The sequence below is a fragment of the Roseibium sp. FZY0029 genome (genome assembly GCF_036350355.1).
Classification (GTDB): domain Bacteria; phylum Pseudomonadota; class Alphaproteobacteria; order Rhizobiales; family Stappiaceae; genus Roseibium.
The window spans coordinates 141788-161973 of the sequence record NZ_JAZDVZ010000006.1 but is presented as its reverse complement, the minus strand read 5'-3'; the positions used below and the strand labels follow the sequence as shown (position 1 = coordinate 161973).

At 60.9% G+C, this 20186-nt stretch carries 21 protein-coding genes and 1 other RNA gene; 15 read left to right on the top strand and 7 right to left on the bottom strand.

Going from position 1 to position 20186, the window contains the following annotated elements; translation table 11 throughout:
• Positions 1–13: 13 nt before the first annotated feature.
• Genes V1T76_RS18545 through V1T76_RS18535 form a run of 3 tightly spaced genes read left to right on the top strand, consistent with a single transcriptional unit; the run spans position 14 to position 4073 of the window.
• Positions 14–1138 (top strand): microcin C ABC transporter permease YejB, encoded by a 1125-nt coding sequence (locus V1T76_RS18545; protein WP_330562129.1) that lies wholly within the window; start codon positions 14–16, stop codon positions 1136–1138.
• 3 nt (positions 1139–1141) lie between these two features.
• Positions 1142–2431 carry an ABC transporter permease gene (locus tag V1T76_RS18540; protein ID WP_330562128.1) on the top strand — a complete coding sequence of 430 codons (1290 nt, stop codon included), beginning with the start codon at positions 1142–1144 and terminating at the stop codon, positions 2429–2431.
• Between the two features lie 10 nt (positions 2432–2441).
• A complete protein-coding gene (locus V1T76_RS18535; protein ID WP_330562127.1) occupies positions 2442–4073 on the top strand; it encodes an ABC transporter ATP-binding protein in 1632 nt (543 codons plus the stop codon).
• A gap of 114 nt (positions 4074–4187) precedes the next feature.
• Here V1T76_RS18535 and V1T76_RS18530 read toward each other — a convergent pair whose 3' ends face one another.
• The 5 genes from V1T76_RS18530 to V1T76_RS18510 all read right to left on the bottom strand — a co-directional run bounded on the left by V1T76_RS18530 (position 4188) and on the right by V1T76_RS18510 (position 9027).
• A complete protein-coding gene (locus V1T76_RS18530) occupies positions 4188–5453 on the bottom strand; it encodes a SulP family inorganic anion transporter (RefSeq protein ID WP_330562126.1) in 1266 nt (421 codons plus the stop codon).
• A 180-nt stretch (positions 5454–5633) separates the two neighbouring features.
• A complete protein-coding gene (locus V1T76_RS18525) occupies positions 5634–6791 on the bottom strand; it encodes a lytic murein transglycosylase (protein ID WP_442970150.1) in 1158 nt (385 codons plus the stop codon).
• Positions 6792–6914: 123 nt separating this feature from the next.
• Positions 6915–7493 carry a histidine phosphatase family protein gene (locus tag V1T76_RS18520; protein WP_330562124.1) on the bottom strand — a complete coding sequence of 193 codons (579 nt, stop codon included), beginning with the start codon at positions 7491–7493 and terminating at the stop codon, positions 6915–6917.
• A complete protein-coding gene (gene nudC / locus V1T76_RS18515) occupies positions 7493–8443 on the bottom strand; it encodes an NAD(+) diphosphatase (RefSeq protein WP_330562123.1) in 951 nt (316 codons plus the stop codon). The genes V1T76_RS18520 and nudC overlap by 1 nt, the downstream gene beginning before the upstream one ends.
• A 164-nt stretch (positions 8444–8607) precedes the next feature.
• Positions 8608–9027, bottom strand: coding sequence for an HIT family protein (locus V1T76_RS18510; RefSeq protein WP_330562122.1), 420 nt, complete (start codon positions 9025–9027; stop codon positions 8608–8610).
• A 132-nt stretch (positions 9028–9159) separates the two neighbouring features.
• Between V1T76_RS18510 and ffs the strand changes: the two genes are divergently transcribed.
• The 3 genes from ffs to V1T76_RS18495 all read left to right on the top strand — a co-directional run bounded on the left by ffs (position 9160) and on the right by V1T76_RS18495 (position 10036).
• An RNA gene (ffs, locus tag V1T76_RS18505) (signal recognition particle sRNA small type) lies at positions 9160–9257 on the top strand.
• 133 nt (positions 9258–9390) lie between these two features.
• Positions 9391–9651, top strand: a complete 261-nt coding sequence (locus V1T76_RS18500) for a hypothetical protein (RefSeq protein WP_330562121.1) — start codon at positions 9391–9393, stop codon at positions 9649–9651.
• Positions 9638–10036, top strand: coding sequence for a hypothetical protein (locus tag V1T76_RS18495; RefSeq protein ID WP_330562120.1), 399 nt, complete (start codon positions 9638–9640; stop codon positions 10034–10036). Before V1T76_RS18500 ends, V1T76_RS18495 begins: the two co-directional genes overlap by 14 nt.
• Before the next feature lie 5 nt (positions 10037–10041).
• Here V1T76_RS18495 and V1T76_RS18490 read toward each other — a convergent pair whose 3' ends face one another.
• Positions 10042–10404, bottom strand: a complete 363-nt coding sequence (locus V1T76_RS18490; RefSeq protein WP_330562119.1) for a hypothetical protein — start codon at positions 10402–10404, stop codon at positions 10042–10044.
• Positions 10405–10619: 215 nt separating this feature from the next.
• On the opposite strand from V1T76_RS18490, the gene V1T76_RS18485 reads away from it, so the two are divergent.
• From V1T76_RS18485 to recR, 3 genes are all read left to right on the top strand, one after another.
• A complete protein-coding gene (locus V1T76_RS18485) occupies positions 10620–12479 on the top strand; it encodes a DNA polymerase III subunit gamma/tau (protein WP_330562340.1) in 1860 nt (619 codons plus the stop codon).
• 89 nt (positions 12480–12568) lie between these two features.
• Positions 12569–12889 (top strand): YbaB/EbfC family nucleoid-associated protein, encoded by a 321-nt coding sequence (locus V1T76_RS18480; protein WP_330562118.1) that lies wholly within the window; start codon positions 12569–12571, stop codon positions 12887–12889.
• A gap of 152 nt (positions 12890–13041) precedes the next feature.
• On the top strand, positions 13042–13650 hold the full coding sequence (gene recR / locus V1T76_RS18475) for a recombination mediator RecR (protein WP_330562117.1): 609 nt from the start codon (positions 13042–13044) through the stop codon (positions 13648–13650).
• A 48-nt stretch (positions 13651–13698) separates the two neighbouring features.
• On the opposite strand, the gene V1T76_RS18470 is transcribed toward recR, so the two are convergent.
• Positions 13699–14445 (bottom strand): class I SAM-dependent methyltransferase, encoded by a 747-nt coding sequence (locus tag V1T76_RS18470; protein ID WP_330562116.1) that lies wholly within the window; start codon positions 14443–14445, stop codon positions 13699–13701.
• A gap of 182 nt (positions 14446–14627) precedes the next feature.
• On the opposite strand from V1T76_RS18470, the gene V1T76_RS18465 reads away from it, so the two are divergent.
• From V1T76_RS18465 to V1T76_RS18440, 6 genes are all read left to right on the top strand, one after another.
• The gene (locus tag V1T76_RS18465) at positions 14628–15326 is read left to right on the top strand and encodes a sulfate transporter family protein (RefSeq protein WP_330562115.1); all 699 of its coding nucleotides are present in this window, start codon (positions 14628–14630) and stop codon (positions 15324–15326) included.
• A gap of 108 nt (positions 15327–15434) precedes the next feature.
• Complete coding sequence (locus V1T76_RS18460) at positions 15435–16370, top strand: glutaminase (RefSeq protein ID WP_330562114.1); 936 nt, start codon at positions 15435–15437, stop codon at positions 16368–16370.
• Between the two features lie 277 nt (positions 16371–16647).
• A complete protein-coding gene (gene sdhC, locus V1T76_RS18455; protein ID WP_330562113.1) occupies positions 16648–17046 on the top strand; it encodes a succinate dehydrogenase, cytochrome b556 subunit in 399 nt (132 codons plus the stop codon).
• Positions 17047–17056: 10 nt separating this feature from the next.
• Entirely contained in the window at positions 17057–17440 is a 384-nt protein-coding gene (gene sdhD / locus V1T76_RS18450) for a succinate dehydrogenase, hydrophobic membrane anchor protein (protein ID WP_330562112.1), read from the top strand.
• Positions 17441–17445: 5 nt separating this feature from the next.
• Positions 17446–19272 carry a succinate dehydrogenase flavoprotein subunit gene (gene sdhA / locus V1T76_RS18445; RefSeq protein WP_330562111.1) on the top strand — a complete coding sequence of 609 codons (1827 nt, stop codon included), beginning with the start codon at positions 17446–17448 and terminating at the stop codon, positions 19270–19272.
• A 12-nt stretch (positions 19273–19284) separates the two neighbouring features.
• Positions 19285–20130 (top strand): FkbM family methyltransferase, encoded by an 846-nt coding sequence (locus V1T76_RS18440; protein WP_330562110.1) that lies wholly within the window; start codon positions 19285–19287, stop codon positions 20128–20130.
• The last annotated feature ends 56 nt before the right edge of the window (positions 20131–20186 follow it).

Sequence of the window (20186 nt, the reverse complement as noted above, 5' to 3'; positions counted from 1 at the left end):
CTGCACACACTCCATGGGCGCCTACATCCTCCGCCGTTTGCTGCTGATGATACCGACGCTGGTCGGGATCATGGCCATCAACTTCGTCATCATCCAGTTTGCGCCAGGCGGTCCGGTCGAGCGGGTCATAGCCCAGTTGCAGGGAACCGACGTTTCGGCAACGTCGCGGATCAGCGGGGGTGGCAGCGACATGCTGAGCGGCGGCAACGACTCCTCGGGAGGAAGCGGCTCAGCCACCGCAGATGCCGCCAGCTCGAAATACCGCGGCGCCCAGGGGCTCGACCCGGAGTTCATCAAGGAACTGGAGGCGCAGTTCGGTTTCGACAAGCCGCCGCTGGAACGGTTCCTGAAAATGCTGGGCGACTATGCCCGCTTCGATTTCGGCGAAAGCTATTTTCGCGACATCAAGATCCTCGACCTGATCGCCGAAAAACTGCCTGTTTCGATTTCTCTCGGCCTGTGGATGACACTGATTTCCTATGCGGTGTCCATACCGCTGGGCATCCGCAAGGCCGTCTCCGACGGGTCCCGGTTCGATGTCTGGACCTCCGGTGTCATCGTGGTGGCCTATGCCATTCCCGGCTTTCTGTTCGCGGTTCTCCTGATCGTGCTTTTTGCCGGGGGCTCCTTCTGGGACATCTTCCCGTTGCGAGGGCTTGTGTCCGACAATTGGGAGCAGCTTTCCTGGCCGGCGCGGATCGCCGACTATTTCTGGCACCTTGCCCTGCCTTTGACGGCCATGGCCCTGTCCGCCTTCGCCACGACCACGCTGCTGACCAAGAACTCCTTCCTGGATGAAATCCGCAAGCAATATGTCATCACCGCACGGGCGAAGGGGCTGACCGAAAGCCAGGTGCTTTACGGCCATGTGTTCCGCAATGCCATGCTGATCGTGGTGGCCGGTTTCCCGGGGGCCTTCATCTCGTCCTTCTTTGCCGGCTCGCTGCTCATCGAGACGATCTTTTCGCTCGACGGGCTCGGGTTGCTCAGCTTTGAATCGGTGATCAACCGTGACTACGCGGTGGTCTTTGCGACGCTCTACATCTTCTCGCTCATGGGACTTCTTGTGAACCTCATTTCCGACCTGACCTACACCTGGATCGATCCCCGGATCGACTTCGAAAGCAGGGAGGTCTGATCGATGGTGACCGATACCGATACCAGGAGTGATGCAGGCAGCAGTGGCGGTGATACCGCTGGCGATACCCATGACGCGCGTGAACACGGGCGCAGCGATTATTATGCTGGCGAACGCTACACTGGCGAAGACACGATTGACGAACCGGTTTCCGAAGTCGAGGACGGGGATGTCGTCCATCACGGCCGCTCCCGCAAAGCCCGTCTGTCGCCGATCAACCAGCGGCGGCTGGCGAACTTCAAGGCCAACAGGCGCGGATACTGGTCGCTCTGGATCTTCCTGGTGTTGTTCGTCATGGCCATGCTGGCCGAATTCCTGACCAACGACCGGCCGATCCTGGTCTCCTACAATGGCGAATTGCTGGCACCGGTCTTTGTCGACTACCCGGAAGAAAAATTTGGCGGGTTCCTGGCGGTCACCGACTACCGCGATCCATACATTCAGGAAGAGATCAACGCCAACGGCTGGATGCTGTGGCCGCCGGTGCGTTATTCCTACCGATCGGTCAATAATGACATTCCGGTTCCGGCACCCGCGCCTCCCTCCTGGACGATGGACAAGGAAAAGCGTTGCTCGCGCTATCCGCTTGGTGCGGAAGATCCCAATTGCGTCATCGGCAACTGGAACTGGCTCGGCACGGACGACCAGGGCCGCGATGTGCTGGCGCGTCTTGTCTACGGCTTCCGTATTTCCGTGCTGTTCGGTCTGGCGCTGACGCTGGCTTCTTCCGTCATCGGTATCGCGGCAGGGGCCGTGCAGGGCTACTACGGCGGTTGGACCGACCTCCTGTTCCAGCGCTTTATCGAGATCTGGACGGCGGTGCCGACGCTTTACCTCATTCTGATCGTGTCGTCGTTCCTGGTGCCCGGATTCTGGACCCTTTTCACCATCCTGCTGGCGTTCTCCTGGGTGGCGCTGGTCGGCGTCGTGCGGGCGGAATTCCTGCGCGGCCGGAACCTGGAATATATTTCCGCGGCCCGGGCGCTGGGCGTTTCCAATCCGGTGATCATGTGGCGGCACCTGCTTCCCAATGCCATGGTGGCCACTCTCACCTTCATGCCGTTCATCCTCAACGGTTCGATTTCGACCCTGACGGCGCTGGATTTCCTCGGCTTCGGTCTGCCTCCGGGATCGGCCTCGCTGGGCGAATTGCTGGCACAGGGCAAGAACAACCTTCAGGCCCCGTGGCTCGGGATCACCGGCTTCATCGTCATTTCCCTGATGTTGAGCCTCTTGATCTTCATCGGCGAGGCCGTGCGCGACGCGTTCGATCCGCGCAAGAGCCTGGGGTGAGGACACCAAGATGACACAAGAAACACTCGTCTCCGTTGAAGACCTGTCCGTCGCCTTTTCACAAGGTGGCAGAAAGAAACTTGCCGTCGACAGGATCACCTTCGACATCAAGAAGGGGGAAACGGTAGCGCTGGTGGGCGAAAGCGGGTCCGGCAAATCCGTGACCGCCCAATCGATCCTGCGCCTTCTGCCTTACCCTGCTGCTTCGCATCCCTCCGGCCGTATCCTGATGAACGGTCTGGACCTTCTGGCGGTCAAGGAAGCCGAACTGCGCAAGGTGCGCGGCAACGGCATCTCGATGATCTTTCAGGAACCGATGACCTCGCTCAACCCGTTGCATTCGGTGGAAAAGCAGGTTTCGGAAATCCTGAAGATCCACCGGGGCATGAGCGACACCAAGGCGCGTGAGCGCGTGCTCGAACTGCTCAACCAGGTAGGTATCCGCGATCCGGAAAAGCGTCTCAACTCGTACCCGCATCAGCTTTCCGGCGGACAGCGCCAGCGCGTGATGATAGCCATGTCGCTGGCCAACGAACCGGAGCTGTTGATTGCGGACGAGCCGACCACGGCCCTCGACGTTACGGTTCAGGCGCAGATCCTGGAGCTCCTGAAAGATCTTCAGAGCCGGCTCGGCATGGCGATGCTTTTCATCACCCACGATCTCGGCATCGTGCGCAAGTTTGCCGACCGGGTCTGCGTGATGACCAAGGGCAAGATCGTCGAACAGGGGCCGGTGGCCGATATCTTCGAGCGTCCGCAGCACGCCTACACCAAACACCTTCTCACCGCGGAGCCGAAGGGCCAGCCACCGGCGACGGACAAGAGCAAGCCGATTGTGGTTCAGGCCGACGATCTGAAGGTATGGTTCCCGGTCAAGCGTGGCCTCCTGCGCAAGACCGTCGACCACATCAAGGCGGTCGACGGCATCGACGTGGAAGTGCGGCAGGGACAGACCCTGGGGATCGTCGGTGAAAGCGGATCGGGCAAGACGACGCTCGGCCTTGCGATCCTGCGCATGATTTCCTCAACCGGCCGGATTGCCTTCAATGGCAACGAAATCCAGAAGAACTCCTGGAAGGAAATGCGGCCGCTGCGCCGGGACATGCAGATTGTCTTTCAGGACCCCTTCGGCGCCCTGAGCCCGCGTATGTCTGTGGCAGATATCGTCGGCGAGGGCCTGCAGGTCCATTTCCCCGGCATTTCCGCCGATGAACGCGACCGCAAGGTGGCCAAGGCCCTGGAGGAAGTCGGGCTCGATGCCTCCACCCGTCATCGCTATCCGCATGAATTCTCGGGCGGCCAGCGTCAGCGCATCTCCATTGCCCGGGCCATGGTGCTGGAACCGAAATTCGTCATGCTGGATGAACCGACGTCAGCCCTCGACATGAGTGTCCAGGCCCAGGTGGTCGATCTTTTACGCGATCTCCAGAAAGCGCACGGACTTGCCTATCTGTTCATCTCCCACGATCTGAAGGTCGTGCGGGCCCTTGCCAACGAAGTTATCGTCATGCGTCAGGGCAAGGTGGTGGAGCAGGGCTCCTCCGAACAGATCTTCGATGCGCCGCAAACCGATTACACCAAGGCCCTGATGGCCGCTGCCTTCCGTCTGGAAGCTGCGCCGGAAGGTGTCGTGAGCGCCTGACTTGAATAGGGGCGGTGGCAACGCGCCCCGCCTCATTCGAACGTGGTCATGTATCCTCAGGCGTGATCACGTGTCCGGCGTCGCTGACGCCCGGCAAGTCGCGACCAAGCCTGCTCAGCGTTCGGGCATCGACCAGTCGTCGGGCTGCTTCTTGCGTTCCCGCAGTTTGAGTGCAAGACCGATGGACACACCGACGCCGATCGCGACGGTCAGATCGATCAGAACCGTCAGGATCAAGGTGGTCAGGAGCAGCAGCCGGTCGGCCATCGGGGCACTCAGATAGGTTTTCCACTTGTGCGGTTCGCTCATGCCCCAGGCTGTCAGAACCAGCAGGGCCGCCATGGCAGGCAAGGCCAGATATCCTGCCAAGGGCGCGGCCACCAGCATGATCAGCAGGATGGTAAGCGCATGCACCAGCCCGGAAACAGGTGTTTTGCCACCGGCCCGCACGTTGGTGGCTGTACGTGCAATGGCGCCCGTGGCAGGCAGGCCGCCGAAGAGGGAGGAAGCGATATTGGCCGTTCCCTGGGCGAGCATTTCCGCATTGGGGCGGTGGCTGCCCTCAATCATCCTGTCGGCAACCATCGCTGACAGAAGCGATTCAACACCGGCCAGAAAGGCAATCACGATGGCGGAGGGGAACAGTTCCACCACCCGTGCGATCGTGACGCTCGGCAGCTCCGGAAATGGCAGCGTATTGGGCAGGGCGCCAAAGCGTGAAGCGATGGTCTCCACCGGCAGGGCGGCCAGAACCGCAACCAGCGAGGCTGCGGAGACAGCAACGATCAGTCCCGGAAAGGCGGGTGCCAGACGGCGCAGGACAACGATCAGGACAAGCGTGACCAGGGCAAGGACGCTGGCGGCAAGAGACGCGGTATCCCGTGCTTCCCACAGGACGGGAAGCTTTTCCAGAAAGTCCGCCGGAACCTCAGAGATCTGAAGGCCGAAAAAATCCTTGATCTGGCTGGAGGCAATGATCACGGCAATGCCGATGGTAAACCCGTTGACCACGGCCTCCGGCACATAGCGGATCAATCTGCCGATCCGGAAATATCCGCCGATCAGAAGCAGGATCCCGGCCATGAAGGTGGCCAGAACCAGCCCGTCATAGCCATGGTCGGCGATGACGCCGTATACCACCACGATGAACGCACCGGTCGGACCGCCGATCTGGACCCGGCTTCCGCCCAGAAGCGAGATGAAGAACCCGCCGACGATCGCCGTCACAAGTCCCTTGGCCGGATCGGCGCCTGACGCGATGGCGATTGCCAGGCTGAGCGGCAGGGCCACCATGGCAACGGTGATCCCGGCGACGAGGTCGGCACGGAAAAGCGGCAGGGAATAATCCTGCAAAGTGGTAACGATCTTGGGGAGCCGCATGAAGGCACCAGAGAAGCATTGAGGAAGGATGTTCACACAGTCTTCCGCACTGCACGCTCAAAATCAACTGTTTGTTGAAACCGGTACGCCGCGGCGCTTGGTCACTGCGCAGGCCTTCCGCAAAGGACTGAGTTAACAGGGGTTTTTAATTACAACCTTTAAGGGTGCAGTGCGTGTGTTCTAGCCGACCCAGCACGTTGCAAAAAAGCCGTTCTTCTCCTGATCCTTGCCGATCGACCGGCGGGTCTTGAAGCCGATCAGACCGTCGGCTCCACCGACATCATGCCCAAGGCCTTCAAGCCTTTGCTGCAGGTTCCGCACGGCACCCCGGGTGGTTTCTTTCATTGGTTTCCAGTCCCCGACAAAACCGCTGTTGTTGCCATAGCGGTCTGCCAGGTGGCCGACGAAGAGCGCATAGGTGTCGCTCTCGTTGTAGTCCTTGATGACGTAGAAATTTTCCGTGGCAATGAAAGCCGGGCCATACCGACCGGCCGGCAGCAGGATGTTGCCCGGCCGGTTGATTTCATTGGCCGGAAAGGGTTTGCCGCTGACACGTTTGACACCCTCGCGCACGAAGTCGGAAATCTTCTGGCGGTTGTCCGGCCCCTCCCGGGTGCAGGAGACATTGTCGGGCAGGAACACCTCGTAGCCCCAGTCCCGGTCCGCTATCCAGCCATGGGCCGAAAGGTAATGGGCGATGGAGGCCATGGTGTCGATGTCGGAGGTCCAGATGTTGCGCTTGCCGTCGCCGTCGAAATCGACAGCGTATTTCCAGAAGGAGGACGGCAGGAATTGCGGTTGCCCCATGGCGCCACCCCAGGAGCTTTTCATGCCCTGCCGGGAGACATCGCCGTTTTGAAGGATCTTCAGTCCGGCAATCAGCTCGCCTTTGAAGAAGTCCGGCCTCTGCCCCATGAATGCCTGTGTCGCCAGGACGCGGATCGCGTCGTAGGGAATCTTGGCGCCGCCATAGCCTGATTCCCTTGCCCAGATCGCCAGGATGATCCGGCTCGGGACACCGTATTTCGCTTCGATCCGCGACAGGACGGCCGCGTGTTTCTGCATCAGCGACCGGCCGCGCGGCACAAGGGCGTTGAACTGGCTGTCCCGAAAATAGCGGCTGGGAGAGCTGAATTCGGCCTGAAAGTTGATCTTGGGCGGGGAGCCCTTGCCGCCGGGGCCGACCAGACCGGGCAGGGAAGTGTCCGGTGTCAGGCCTTTCAGCTCCCTGTCGAGGGTCGCCTGGGAAATGCCCTGCTGGCGTGCCGCCGGAGCGATTTCAGACGACAGGAACTGACGGAACTGGGCGTCGTATTGGCCTGCCATGGCGGGCAGCATGGCAGCGGCGAGGCAGGTCAGGGTCGCAAGAACAAGCTTCGGCAGGCGGCAGATCACATCGGGCTCCCGGATCACGAATAGTCCGTGCAGCCTAACATGTTCCAGGTCTGCGTCCGACCGTGCTTAAAGGTCTGTCCAAGCCAAATTGCGGCCTGCCTGGGTCATCAGCCAGGATTTCTCGAAACGGTACCAGCTGCCGCCGCGTCTCTGGTCGTGGTGCCGGGAAATCGGCGTGGCCATGAGATGGCACATTAGCAGCGTGCCGACGGCGCCATGGCCGACGAACAGCACCGGGTCTTCTTCCGGAATATGGCGCAGGGCGCTTTTGATGCCATTGACGATCCGGTCCTGGGCATCGATCGCCCGCTCCCAGCCGCGCACGGAAGTGTGCGGCTCGGCAAAGAAAAGATCAGCGGTCTGCTCGAACTCTTCCAGCGGCAGAAAGCCGGTCGCGCTGCGGTCGTTCTCATGCAGGAAAGGGAGTGCCCGCTGAAAGACGCCAAGGCGGCCCGCGAAGACCTGAGCGGTTTCGAGCGCCTTCCTTTCCGCGCTGGAGATCACCTGGCGGATGTCTTTGGCAAACGGCAGGAAGGTGGCTTTCGCCGCCCGCTCACGCCCCGTTTCCGACAGGCCCCACTCCGGCACGGGAACATCCGGATCGATGAGGACCTCCGGATGAGTCAGGTAGGCGCACCAGGTCATCAGAGAGTTCCGTCGAGCCAGCCCTTGATCAGTTCAAAGGCGATGGAGATCGAAGGCGGAATCCTGTGGCCTTCCGGGTGCGTGCCGGCCACCATTTGCCGGACTTCTTCCCGGTCGCACCATTTGCAGGCTTCAAGCTCGTCGTCTTCGATGGCGATCTCGAAGGACGTTGCCTTGCCAATGCAGCCGAGCATCAGATTGGCTGGAAAGGGCCAGGGCTGATTGGCAAGCAGACGCACATCGCCAACCACGATGCCGCTTTCTTCCAGCGTCTCGCGGCGCACGGCCTGTTCGATGGTTTCACCCGGCTCCATGAAACCGGCAAGCGTGGTGTAGATGCCCTCCGCAAGCCGTGCCGGGCGGCCCAGAAGGGCCTTTTCGCCGCTCTCGTTGGTTATCAGCATGATCACGCAAGGGTCCGTGCGCGGAAAATGCTGCCCGCCACAGGACGGGCAGTCGCGCCGATACCCGGCTTCAGCCAGTTGGCTCTTTTCACCGCAACGCGAACAGAACTGGTGGGTGCGGTGCCAGTGGATCAGGGCTCTGGCCTGCGCAAGCGCACCCATGTCCTGCGGGGCGAAGGCATTCTGCAAGGCAAGGGTCCGCAAGTCGATCAGTTGAAGGTCGGTGCGTTCCGCAAGGTCCTCGTCCGTTGACGGCAGAGCGGTTGCAAACAGCGCTTCTCCGTTTTCCGGGCGCAGGCCCAGGAAGATCATTTCTTCCCGAACAGCGCCGAGCGTCAGCGCATCCTCCAGACCGTGCCCGAGGGAAAGGCTCTCTTCGGCCTTGAAGACCAGTGTCCGGTCCGTAGACAGCACAATCCGTGTGTCCGGCTTTCCCAGAAGACTTGCCAGATAAGCGGTGTCGCCACGACGTGTCGATTGCCGGTCAAGCGTATTGCCGAGGAAACTCATTTCCATGGCCAGGGTACCGGCGGATGTGGCGTGCATGTCAAAGTCCTTGGAAGAGAAGGGGGAGAGAGTTCGAAAGACGCTGGGTCTTCACCTAATGCATTTTGAAAGGAGGAGAAACCGCTTCCCGCCGCTGCTGTCGCTCACATCTGGATTCAGAATAAAACAGGCGTGGGGGAGATGTGCACCCTATGGACCCGAAATCAGTCGTCGTCACCGGCAAGAGCATCCCGCAGTTTTTCGATCACGGCTTCCGCCTTGTCGTGAGAGTATGGCTGCGCCGGAGCGGCCCCCCAGACCGGGCCTGGCCAGGCGGCATCTTCCCGGAAACGGCCAATCACGTGGACATGCAGTTGCGACACCTGGTTTCCAAGAGCGCCGACATTGAGTTTTTCGCAATCGCTCACGTCACGCAGCACCTGGCTGGCCAGGGCGATTTCACGCATTAGCTGCATCTGGTCTGGTTCGTCCAGGTCGATGATCTCGACCAGATCCGACTTGCGCGGAATAAGCATGAGCCAGGGATAATTGGCGTCTTTCAGCAGGCGGACCGTACATAGCGTCAGGTCGGTGACGAAGTAACTGTCGCCTTCGAGGCGGGGATTGAGAGCAAAGGATGACATGAAACGACTCCGGGCAGAATTTCCGGAAGGCTACACGCTTCGTGCCGGGTTTGGGAGTGTGATTTCCCGGCGAACAAAAAACCATGTTGCCCTCTTGCCAAACCCCATCGTTCTTCTGATATAAGGCCCTCGGGAGGTTGGTGGTGGACGAGCCACTCGCCAACCGGGTCAGGTCCGGAAGGAAGCAGCCCTAACGAGCCTCGGCACGGGTCATCGTGCCAGCCTCCCACCCTATTCAAAGCCTCAAGCTTTGCCAAAAAGCACCGCTGGTTCGCCGCGGTGCTTTTTTGTTTTCTAGGTTGGCGACGCTCCCTGTCGAATCTCAGCATTGACAGCTCAGGTACATTGGTACCAATATAACTCATGCAAAAATCAATCGAACGCGTTCAGACCGGTGTGCGTCTGGAAAAGCGGCTGCTCAAGGTCCTCAAGGGACTGGCCGAACATCTGGATATCAGCCTCGGCGATCTGCTCGAGGGCATGGCACTGCATGCGTTCGAAAACAAACCGCCCTTTTCGGATGAGACGCTGGACAAGATCCGTCAGCTCAAGAGCGTTTACGATCTGGACCTGAGCGCGGCCGACAGCCACAAACTGAAGGATGAAACGGATGCCGGAGCTTAGGGATTACGCAGAGCTTTCCGACCGCTTTGAAGCAGAGCGTTTGGACCCGAAGGGCTTCAGCCATCTGGACCACATCGGCGTTGCCTGCCAGATGCTGCAGACATACGAATTTCTGGACGCGGCCTGCCGATATGGCAAGGCGCTGCGTTGTCTCGCCGCGAGGGCCGGCGTCCCGGAGAAATTCAACACGACCATCACCCTGGTCTTCCTTGGCATCTTGTCGGAACGCATGGCCGAGACGGCGCATGAAACCTTTGACGAGTTTCTGACGAAGAACCCCGACCTCAGCTCACGGGACCTGATGGGGACGTGGTACTCGGATGCACGGCTTGCATCAAAAGGTGCACGGGAAGGGTTTCTCTTGCCGGACAGATACCGGGACTAAACACCTTAGCTTCGCTTTCTGCCAAGGCGCTTGGCATTGGCACGCACGCGCTTGGCATAGGGCCCCAGGCCCTCGGCCGCGGTGGATTGACCCAGACTTGCGGAAAACCGACGTACGGAAAATGGAAAATACGGGCCCAGCCAGAATTGGCGAGCGGATGTTGCCCCGTGGCGCATCATCGCCATGTTGAGCGCAAGCGTGCTTTCCGTGGCTGCGTCGAGTTTTTCACTCACCATCCGCAGCAACTCCGGATTGGAGTTTGACGTCCCGGACTGCAGGCTGGCCGCCCAGTTCTGGCAGCGTAGCGCGATGACGACAGGCGCCTGAAACCAAAGGGTGAAGAGGTCGTTCGTGAGTTTTCCAGACATATCGGCTCCCGGGTAAAACCCGGCAGGAAATCACGGCCGGCAAAGACACAACGCCAGCGTTGGGCAAAAGGTTCCCTATGGGCGGTGCGATCAGGTGCCGGACAACACAGAAAAACTTTCAAAAGCCCGTCCCACTTTTCGAAAAAATGGTTATGGTGCGGCTCATGGACGAGACAGGTTTTTCCGAAAATGGCGGCGGACAGACGCCGGGGTTGATGGCGGATCAGGGCGCGGCGAAACCGGCGGCCGACGATGGCGCCTATCGTGTTCTTGCGCGCAAGTACCGGCCGAAGACCTTTGAGGATCTGGTCGGTCAGGAGCCCATGGTGCAGACGCTGGAAAATGCGTTTGAAACCGGGCGGATCGCGCAGGCCTGGATGCTGACTGGCGTGCGCGGGGTCGGCAAGACGACAACAGCCCGTATTCTCGCCCGTGGCCTGAACTACGAAGTGCCGGGTGTCGCCGACAAGCCGACAGTGAAGCTGACCCAGGAAGGCACGCACTGCAAGGCCATCATGGAAGGCCGCCATGTCGACGTCATCGAGATGGACGCCGCCTCCCATACCGGTATCAACGATATTCGCGAAATCATCGATGCGGCCCGCTATCGCCCGGCAACGGCGCGTTACAAGGTCTACATCATCGACGAAGTGCACATGCTCTCGAATGCGGCTTTCAACGGCTTGCTGAAGACCTTGGAAGAACCGCCGGAGCATGTGAAGTTCATCTTCGCGACGACGGAAATCCGCAAGGTACCGATCACTGTCCTGTCACGGTGCCAGCGGTTCGACCTGCGCCGGATCGACCAGTCCAAGCTGATCGGCCTGCTGCGCCGGATTTCCGATGCCGAGGGCATCCGGATTTCCGACGAAGCCTTGATGCTCATTGCCCGTGCGGGTGAAGGCTCGGCGCGAGATTCCCTGTCGTTGCTCGACCAGGCCATGGCCCATGGAGCTGGTGCCATCGAGGCAGAAGACCTGCGCCAGATGCTCGGTCTTGCGGATCGCGCCCGCGTGATCGACCTCTTCGGCCACATCATGGCGGGCCGGATCGAGGACGCGCTGGGCGAATTGCAGGCGCAATACGAAGTCGGTGCGGACCCGGCCATCGTTCTGACGGACCTGGCGGACTTTACCCACCTTGTCACGCGTATGAAGGTTGCGCCAAAATCAGCCGACGAAGCCTCCGTTACCGAAGCCGAGCGGGCGCGCGGCCGTGAATTTGCCGAGCAGATCTCCGTGCGGCTTCTGTCCCGTGCCTGGCAGATCCTGCTGAAGGGCGTTCAGGAAGTTCAGGCCGCCTCCAAGCCGCTGGCCGCGGCGGACATGGTGCTGGTACGCCTCGCATATGCGGCGGACCTGCCGGACCCGGGCGATCTGATGGCGCAGATCAAGAACGGCCAGAACCCGTTTGGCGGCGCCGGGCCGTCCGGTGGTGGCGCAGCTCCCGCCGGTGGTGGCGGCGGTCCGTCCGCAATGGCGGTCGGCATGAATTACACTTCCGGCAATACCGGCGGTGGCCCGACCATGCAGGCAAGCGGCCGTCCGCAGCTTTCGGCCATTCAGGGCGGCAGGCCGGCGCCTCAGGTAACGCCGCAAGCCGCGCCCGAACCGCAGGCCCAGCCGGCGTATAATCTGAAGAACCTTTATGACTGCGCCGCCCTGGCGTCCGAGAAGGGCGACATTCCGTTCAAGGTGAAGATCCAGCGCCTCATGCGGTTGGTGAAATTCGAGCCCGGCAAGATCGAGATCCAGCCGACGGACGATGCACCGGCCGACATAGCCGGCGAGTTCGGCCGCAAGCTGACTGAATGGACAGGACAGCGCTGGTTCGTCGTGGTTTCGCGCAATCAGGGCCGGCCCACCATCCACGAGGAGCAGGAGGCCAATCAGCAGCAGCTGCTGTCCGACGCGAAGTCACACCCAACCGTTGCCGCCCTGCTGTCCCAGTTCCCGGGAGCTCGCGTGGTCGACGTCAAGGTTCAGGTTACCGAGGAAGACGACGCTGCTCTGGCCGACCCGATGGTCAGCGATCCGCTCCTGAGCGAAGCGCTCGGTGATGACGAAGACGATTGATCCGCGCTTCTTGTTCTTCTAAATGCAGTTCCCAGATAGGTAAGGTCGCGGAAATCCGCGCCACGTGAGGGTTTGGAAGGAGACATTCCATGGATTTCCTCAAGATGATGAAACAGGCCAAGCAAATGCAGGAGCAGATGGGCTCGCTGCAGGAGCAGATCGTTGAGATCGAGGCCGAGGGCACGGCCGGTGGTGGCCTGGTCACCGTGCGTCTCAACGGCAAGAGCGATCTGAAATCGCTGTCGATCGATCCGTCTCTTCTGAAGGAAGAGGAAAAGGAGATCCTCGAGGATCTGCTGATTGCCGCTCACACCGAAGCCCGTGCCAAGGTCGAGCAGGCCATTCAGGAAAAGACCCAGGAACTGATGGGTGGTCTTGGCCTGCCCGCCGGCATGAAATTGCCGTTCTGACACCGGTAGAAGGGCGCGGTGGCCGTTCCGGCCGCGCGCTTTGCCTCGTGATCCGGCTCATTGACCGCGTCCTCGACTTCAAAGACGCGGCGCGGTGTGTTTGACGCGGCGGATTTATCAGGTGGTCGGCAACGTGCGGTGAAGAGATAACCATGGCGCAGAAAAGTGTGGCAGGACCGGAAATCGAGCGGCTGATCCAGCTCCTGGCAAAGTTGCCGGGACTTGGTCCGCGGTCGGCGCGCCGTGCCGCACTGCACCTGATCAAGAAAAAGGATCAGCTGCTGGTGCCACTGGCGGAGGCCATGGGCATCGCGGTTCGGGAAATCGGCATCTGTTCCACCTGTGGCACGGTTGATACCTCCGACCCCTGCACGATCTGCTCAGATCCCAAGCGCGACCAGAGCGTTCTGGTGGTGGTCGAGGATGTTGCCGACCTCTGGGCACTGGAACGCGCCGGTGCGGTCAATGCCCGTTACCACGTTCTCGGCGGCACCCTGTCTCCGCTCGATGGCATCGGTCCGGACGATCTCAACCTTGCATCGCTGATCGATCGTTGCGGGTCGGAAGGCTTTTCAGAAGTCATTCTGGCGATCAACGCCACCGTTGAGGGCCAGACCACGGCTCACTACATCATGGACCAGTTGTCTCATCTTGAGGTCAATGTCACCCGGCTCGCCCATGGTGTGCCGGTCGGCGGCGAACTGGACTATCTGGACGAAGGCACGCTGGCACAGGCGCTTCGCGCGCGGACGCGGTTCTAGAAACACGCTGCAAACCAGGCGCCTGGCGCACTGCCGAAGCCGGCAGCCTCACTTCTCATATAAAAACGCGGCGCAAAACAGATCGCCGGGAAACCGGTAGATCTCCTGGCTTGATGCAAAGCCGGCCGTCTTGCCCATTGCGACCCAGTCCTCCGGGGGCTCGGGAAAATCGTGCGTGCTGATGTGCTGCCAGAGATGGGCGTATTCGGCCTCGTTCAGCGAGCGGAACCGGCGGCGCAGGTCTGCTTGCCAACGGCGTGTATAGTCGGCCCGTGTTTCGCCGGGCAGGCACACAGGCTCCGCGCAGACGAAGACGCCGCCCGGCTTGAGCGCGCCCCGGATCGCCGACAGCATTTCCTGCTTTTGTGCGCGCTGAAGATGATGGATGGAATACCCGCACCAGATGAAGTTGGCGCTGGTCTGGCGTCTCAGGATGCCTTCCACCATGTCCTCTTCGGCAAGTTCCACTTCATAGGGCACGTCTTTCATGACCCTGGCGGCGCATTGCAGCGCCGGCCGAGACAGATCCAGGCCTTCGTAAGTCGCGACCTTGCTGCCTTGCAGGACCATATGCGCAAGGCTGGCGTCGCCGCAGGCCAGATCCAGAAAGGCGAAAGGCCTGTCAAAACGCCTTCCGATCTCATCTCGCAGGAGCTGGCCGATTTCCCGGTGGTGCATTTCGTTGGCGTGGACGAGCTTTTGATAAATCTTCCACTCGAACTGGAACATGTTGAGGGCTTCAGGCGCCAGAACCTTGCTGACATCGGTCTCTGGGTTGAAATGAAGATGCAGCATCAGCGGGTCCGGAGCAGGAGAGGAACATGCCGGCAACAAGGGCCGGTCAGCAAATGCTAGTTTCAGAAATGTGATTACACAACAATAAGTTTAGTGATGCGCCCGCACTCAAGCGCAGGCTTGCACATGACCGGCGCCGCACTTATGTCGAGGCAGTCGTTCACGAGAAATTTGAAGGTGTCATGTTCCAAGCTGCCTCCCGCGCCATGTCCGAGGTGTTCGAACAACCGTTCCGGGCAATTTTCTGGAAGATGCTTGGGTTTACACTTGGCGTGCTGGTGGTCATCTGGCTCGCCCTGCAGGGTGTCATCGCCGCCTTCGTTGCGCTTCCCTATGGCTGGATGGACACGGCGATATCCGTTCTGACGGGGATTGGCGCGATTTTTGTCCTCGGATTTCTGATTGCGCCGATATCAGCGCTCTTCGCCGGCCTGTTTCAGGACGAGATTGCCGATATCGTCGACAGGAAGGACTATCCGGGCGACCGGCCGGGCCGAGCGCTGCCGCTGTCTCAGTCGATCATTCAGACCATCAAGTTTACCGGCGTTGTCATCGTGGGCAACCTGTTTGCCCTGGTTCTGCTGCTTGTTCCCGGCGTCAATCTGGTGGCCTTCTTTCTGGTCAACGGATACCTGCTTGGCCGGGAATTCTTCGAGTTCGCCGCCATGCGCTTTCTGCCGGCGGCCGAGGCGAAGGCGTTTCGCAAGGCGCGGGGCGGAACCGTTTTTCTGGCAGGCCTTGTCATCGCCGGTCTGCTGGCCGTGCCGGTCCTTAATCTGGTGACGCCGATCTTTGCCACGATCTTCATGCTGCATCTCTACAAGCTGCTGGCTGCCCGCGCGCCGGTGCCCGCATCGGCACCGCGGGAAGACGTTCTCTAGGTTTCTGCGCAGGTTCTGAATGACCCGCCTTTCATTCCTGCATGTGTCCAAGGCACTTGCATTGCGCGATGTGATCTGACCAAGTGCCCCTCCGAAGTGGAGGAGCCCATGCAGGAATTGCTGACGGAAATCGCGGAGGCGGCTTCGGCCAACCCCGAGAAGGGCAGTGTCGCGACCTATATTCCCGAGTTGGCGGGGATCGATTCAAACCAGTTCGGCATGGCCATCGCGCTGACAGACGGCAGGGTATTCACCGCCGGCGACGCCGATGTACCGTTCTCCATCCAGTCGGTTTCCAAGATTTTTGCTCTCGCCCTGGCGCTTGGCCGCGTGGGCGATCAGCTCTGGCGCCGGGTCGGCCGCGAACCGTCCGGCCTGTCCTTTGATTCGATTCTGCTTCTGGAGCGCGAGGAAGGCATTCCGCGCAATCCGTTCATCAATGCCGGTGCACTGGTGACGACCGATACCTATCTTGCCGGGTCGACGCCGCGCGAAGCGTTGGGCGAGCTGCTGCGGTTCATCCGTGCAGCCTGCGACGACGAGAGCATCCACATGAACGAGAAGGTCGCCAAATCGGAGATCGCCACCGGGCACCGGAATTTTTCGCTCGCGCACTACCTCGCGTCCTATGGCAACCTGAAGTCTTCGGTCGACAAGGTGCTCGGCACATACTGCCATCAGTGCGCCATCGAGATGTCCTGCCGACAGCTTGCACTTGCCGGCCGCTTTCTGGTGGACGCGCCAGGGATGCCTGGCCTTGTGTCCATCGAGCGGCGCCGACGGATCAACGCCCTCATGATGACCTGCGGCCATTATGACGGTTCGGGCGATTTCGCCTTTCGTGTCGGCATGCCCGGCAAGAGCGGCGTTGGCGGCGGCATCCTCGTCATCTCGCCGAGCCGCGCGTCCATCGCCGTCTGGTCACCGGGCCTCAACCGCTACGGCAACTCCAAGCTCGGAACCGAGGCAATGGAGCATTTTGCCCGCGAGACCGGCTGGTCGGTGTTCGGCGTTCCCCATGGCGGCGAGGGCGCTCACGTTTAGGTCACTTTGTGTCACCGGATGAATTTAAACGATATAGAAGTAGTTTCCGGTCAATTAGGCCTATAGGATGTTTTGACCTTTGGAAGCGTTGGCGCTATTACGCACCTAGACAACGCTTTGATTTGCTTACGTTTGCGTAAACGTAAACTGGAGCAGGGTGAGTTGAGGTTGGGTCGTTTGGTCATGAGACCGGGCCGGTTCGTCCGGGGTCGGAAAACAGGTCGGACGGGTCATCTTAAGCGCATTTCGCTCTAGCGTCGTACGGGAGAGGAATTCCATGTCGAACGCCGATCTGCGGGGCAACCGCCCGCTGTCGCCCCATCTTCAGATTTACAAGCCCATTCTGACGATGGTCATGTCGATCCTGCACCGCATCACTGGCGCGGCGCTCTATTTCGGCACCGTCCTTTTGGCCTGGTGGCTGATCGCCGCTGCGGCGGGCCCCAGCTACTTCGATTTCGTCAACGGCATCTACGGCTCGATCATCGGCCGTCTGATTCTGTTCGGCTTCACCTGGGCGCTTGTGCATCACATGCTCGGTGGCCTGCGCCACTTCATCTGGGACATGGGCGCGGGCTTCGGCAAGGAAGCGCGCGAGTGGCTCGCCAAGGCGACCATCATCGGTTCCGTTGCCGTCACGCTGATCCTCTGGGTCATCGGCTACGCGGTTCGCTAAGGAGAGTGTCATGACGGATATGCGCACACCCCTGAACAAGGTTCGCGGCCTGGGATCTGCCAAGGAAGGCACCGATCACTTCTGGAAACAGCGCCTGACCGCTGTCGCCAACGTGTTCCTGATCTCGTTCTTCGTGATCCTCGTGATCGCAATGCAGGGCTCCACCCACGCTGATGTGGTCGAGACCCTCAAGAACCCGCTCATTTCAATCATCCTGCTCCTGGTTATCCTGTCCGGCGTCTATCACATGAAGCTCGGCATGCAGGTGATCATCGAAGACTATGTGCATGGCGAAGGCATCAAGTTCCTCACACTGATGGCGAACACCTTCTTCTGCGCCTTTATCGGTTTCGGCTGCGTCTTCGCAGTGCTCAAGATTGGCTTTGGAGGCTGACCCGAATGGCCAAGACTTATGAATTTGTCGACCACACCTACGATGTGGTTGTCGTCGGCGCCGGTGGCGCTGGCCTGCGGGCAACGCTCGGCATGGCCGAGCAAGGCCTGAGAACGGCCTGCATCACCAAGGTGTTCCCGACCCGCTCCCACACGGTTGCTGCCCAGGGCGGTATCGCCGCGTCGCTCAAGAACATGACGCCGGACTGCTGGGAATGGCACATGTACGACACGGTGAAGGGATCCGACTGGCTCGGTGACACCGACGCCATGGAATACCTGGCCCGCGAAGCGCCGAAGGCGGTTTACGAGCTGGAGCACTACGGCGTGCCGTTCTCCCGTACCGAAGACGGCCGCATCTATCAGCGCCCGTTCGGCGGCCACATGCAGAACTACGGCGAAGGCCCCCCCGTGCAGCGCACCTGCGCGGCGGCTGACCGGACCGGTCACGCCATCCTGCACACGCTGTACGGCCAGTCCTTGCGCAACAATGCCGAATTCTACATCGAGTATTTCGCACTCGACCTGATCATGTCCGAAGACGGTGTCTGCCAGGGCGTGATCGCGTGGAACCTCGATGACGGCACCATGCACCGCTTTGCCGCCAAGATGGTGGTTCTGGCGACCGGCGGTTACGGCCGTGCCTTCTTCTCGGCAACCTCGGCCCACACCTGCACCGGCGACGGTGGCGGCATGGTGGCCCGTGCGGGCCTGCCGCTGCAGGACATGGAATTTGTTCAGTTCCACCCGACCGGCATTTACGGCTCCGGCTGCCTGATCACCGAAGGCGCGCGTGGCGAGGGCGGTTATCTGGTCAACTCCGAGGGTGAGCGTTTCATGGAGCGCTACGCACCGTCGGCCAAGGACCTTGCCTCCCGTGACGTGGTCTCGCGCTGCATGACCATGGAAATCCGCGAAGGCCGCGGCGTCGGCAAGAACAAGGACCACATCTTCCTGCACCTGGATCACCTCGATCCGGCGCTGCTGGCCGAGCGCCTGCCGGGCATTTCCGAAAGCGCCCGCATCTTCGCCGGCGTGGATGTGACCAAGGATCCGATCCCGGTCCTGCCGACCGTTCACTACAACATGGGCGGCATTCCGACCAACTACTGGGGTGAAGTGCTGAATGCGGACGGCGACAACCCGAACCGCATCCAGGAAGGCCTGATGGCCGTCGGCGAAGCCGGCTGCGCGTCGGTCCACGGCGCCAACCGTCTCGGCTCCAACTCCCTGATCGACCTTGTGGTCTTCGGCCGCGCGGCGGCGATCAAGGCAGGTGAGGTCGTCGATCCGAAATCGGCCGTGCCGACGCCGAACGAAGCTTCCTGCGAAAAGATCATGGATCGTTTCGACAAGCTGCGGAACGCCTCCGGCTCGATCCCGACCGCGGATCTGCGCGACAAGATGCAGCGCGCCATGCAGGAAGACGCTGCCGTCTTCCGCACCCAGGAAAGCCTGGAGCAGGGGTGCAAGCGTCTGACCGAGATCTGGGGCGAACTGAAGGACCTCAAGGTGTCCGACCGCTCGCTGATCTGGAACTCCGACCTGGTAGAAACGCTGGAGCTGGAGAACCTGATGGCCAACGCCATCACCACGGTCTATGGCGCGGAAGCCCGCAAGGAAAGCCGCGGCGCCCATGCTCGCGAGGACTACAAGGACGGCCCGTTCTCCGGCCGCGACGACGAGAACTGGCGCAAGCACACGCTTGCCTGGGTCGACGACGCCGGCAACGTCAAGCTTGACTACCGTCCGGTGGTGCTGGATCCGCTGACCACCCTGGAAGAGGGTGGCATCGATCCGAAGAAGATCGCGCCGAAAGCGCGCGTCTACTAAGGAGACGGCACGGTGAGCCAGGCGGCAACCCTTTTGGACACGAGAAGTCCGTTCGGCACCTATCCGGCCGAGCGGATGGTCCGGGCTGCCTGGCGTCTTGCCGACCGGCACGATCTGTCCAAGGGCCTGCGCAGGCGTATCCGCTCCCTGGTGGCGCGGTTCTTCAAGGGCCCCTACGACATGGAAGCGGACGGTCTGAAGTTCCGGATCTATCCGGGCGAGAACTACGACGACCGGAAGATCCTGGCCAAGGGCCGCCTGCCGGAACGCGAAGAGCACAAGCTGATCGAGCCGCATCTGGGCAAGGGCAAGGTGTTTGTCGATATCGGTGCCAACATCGGCTCCTATTCGATCTTTGCCGCCGGGCTGGGGGCACAGGTTGTTGCGATCGAGGCCAATCCGCAAACCGCGACGAAACTCGGTTTCAACGTGCGTGCGAACGACCTCGACAGCGTCACGGTAGTCAACTCGGCCGTCGGCCCGCGCGAAGATACGCTGCCGCTCTGGCAGGAACCGAGCAATTGCGGCTTCGCCACCTTTGTGAAGGACCTGACCACCGGCGAATGGGCTGGCGACTGGACACCGACCTTCGTCAAGGTTCGTCCGCTGACAGCCATTACCGACGAACAGGGTCTCACCCGGATCGACGTCTTGAAAGTTGATGTGGAAGGCTTCGAGGACCGTGTGGTCCTGCCTTTCCTGAGGCACGCGGACCGGAGCCTCTGGCCCCGCGTGATCCTGCTTGAAACCAATTGCCGGCCCTATTGGACCGAGGATTGCCTGAGTGAACTGGCAAACCGCGGCTACGGGGTGACCGGCCAGACGAATGACAACATGGTCTTTGAGCTCTCTGCCTGAGCGAAAGACGATTTGGCCCTGGACGCGAACCCAAGGGCCCAACGCGGAGCAGTAAC

Excerpts from the sequence above, each read along its gene's own strand:
- V1T76_RS18535 (WP_330562127.1), top strand. The coding sequence starts at position 2,442 with ATGACACAAGAAACACTCGTCTCCGTTGAAGACCTGTCCGTCGCCTTT.
- V1T76_RS18540 (WP_330562128.1), top strand. The coding sequence starts at position 1,142 with ATGGTGACCGATACCGATACCAGGAGTGATGCAGGCAGCAGTGGCGGT.
- sdhA (WP_330562111.1), top strand. The coding sequence starts at position 17,446 with ATGGCCAAGACTTATGAATTTGTCGACCACACCTACGATGTGGTTGTC.
- V1T76_RS18460 (WP_330562114.1), top strand. The coding sequence starts at position 15,435 with ATGCAGGAATTGCTGACGGAAATCGCGGAGGCGGCTTCGGCCAACCCC.
- V1T76_RS18480 (WP_330562118.1), top strand. The coding sequence starts at position 12,569 with ATGGATTTCCTCAAGATGATGAAACAGGCCAAGCAAATGCAGGAGCAG.
- V1T76_RS18520 (WP_330562124.1), bottom strand. The coding sequence starts at position 7,493 with ATGACCTGGTGCGCCTACCTGACTCATCCGGAGGTCCTCATCGATCCG.
- nudC (WP_330562123.1), bottom strand. The coding sequence starts at position 8,443 with ATGCACGCCACATCCGCCGGTACCCTGGCCATGGAAATGAGTTTCCTC.
- recR (WP_330562117.1), top strand. The coding sequence starts at position 13,042 with ATGGCGCAGAAAAGTGTGGCAGGACCGGAAATCGAGCGGCTGATCCAG.
- V1T76_RS18510 (WP_330562122.1), bottom strand. The coding sequence starts at position 9,027 with ATGTCATCCTTTGCTCTCAATCCCCGCCTCGAAGGCGACAGTTACTTC.
- V1T76_RS18495 (WP_330562120.1), top strand. The coding sequence starts at position 9,638 with ATGCCGGAGCTTAGGGATTACGCAGAGCTTTCCGACCGCTTTGAAGCA.
- V1T76_RS18470 (WP_330562116.1), bottom strand. The coding sequence starts at position 14,445 with ATGCTGCATCTTCATTTCAACCCAGAGACCGATGTCAGCAAGGTTCTG.
- V1T76_RS18530 (WP_330562126.1), bottom strand. The coding sequence starts at position 5,453 with ATGCGGCTCCCCAAGATCGTTACCACTTTGCAGGATTATTCCCTGCCG.
- V1T76_RS18500 (WP_330562121.1), top strand. The coding sequence starts at position 9,391 with ATGCAAAAATCAATCGAACGCGTTCAGACCGGTGTGCGTCTGGAAAAG.
- V1T76_RS18525 (WP_442970150.1), bottom strand. The coding sequence starts at position 6,791 with ATGCTGCCCGCCATGGCAGGCCAATACGACGCCCAGTTCCGTCAGTTC.
- V1T76_RS18465 (WP_330562115.1), top strand. The coding sequence starts at position 14,628 with ATGTTCCAAGCTGCCTCCCGCGCCATGTCCGAGGTGTTCGAACAACCG.
- V1T76_RS18485 (WP_330562340.1), top strand. The coding sequence starts at position 10,620 with ATGGCGGATCAGGGCGCGGCGAAACCGGCGGCCGACGATGGCGCCTAT.
- V1T76_RS18490 (WP_330562119.1), bottom strand. The coding sequence starts at position 10,404 with ATGTCTGGAAAACTCACGAACGACCTCTTCACCCTTTGGTTTCAGGCG.
- sdhC (WP_330562113.1), top strand. The coding sequence starts at position 16,648 with ATGTCGAACGCCGATCTGCGGGGCAACCGCCCGCTGTCGCCCCATCTT.
- sdhD (WP_330562112.1), top strand. The coding sequence starts at position 17,057 with ATGACGGATATGCGCACACCCCTGAACAAGGTTCGCGGCCTGGGATCT.
- V1T76_RS18545 (WP_330562129.1), top strand. The coding sequence starts at position 14 with ATGGGCGCCTACATCCTCCGCCGTTTGCTGCTGATGATACCGACGCTG.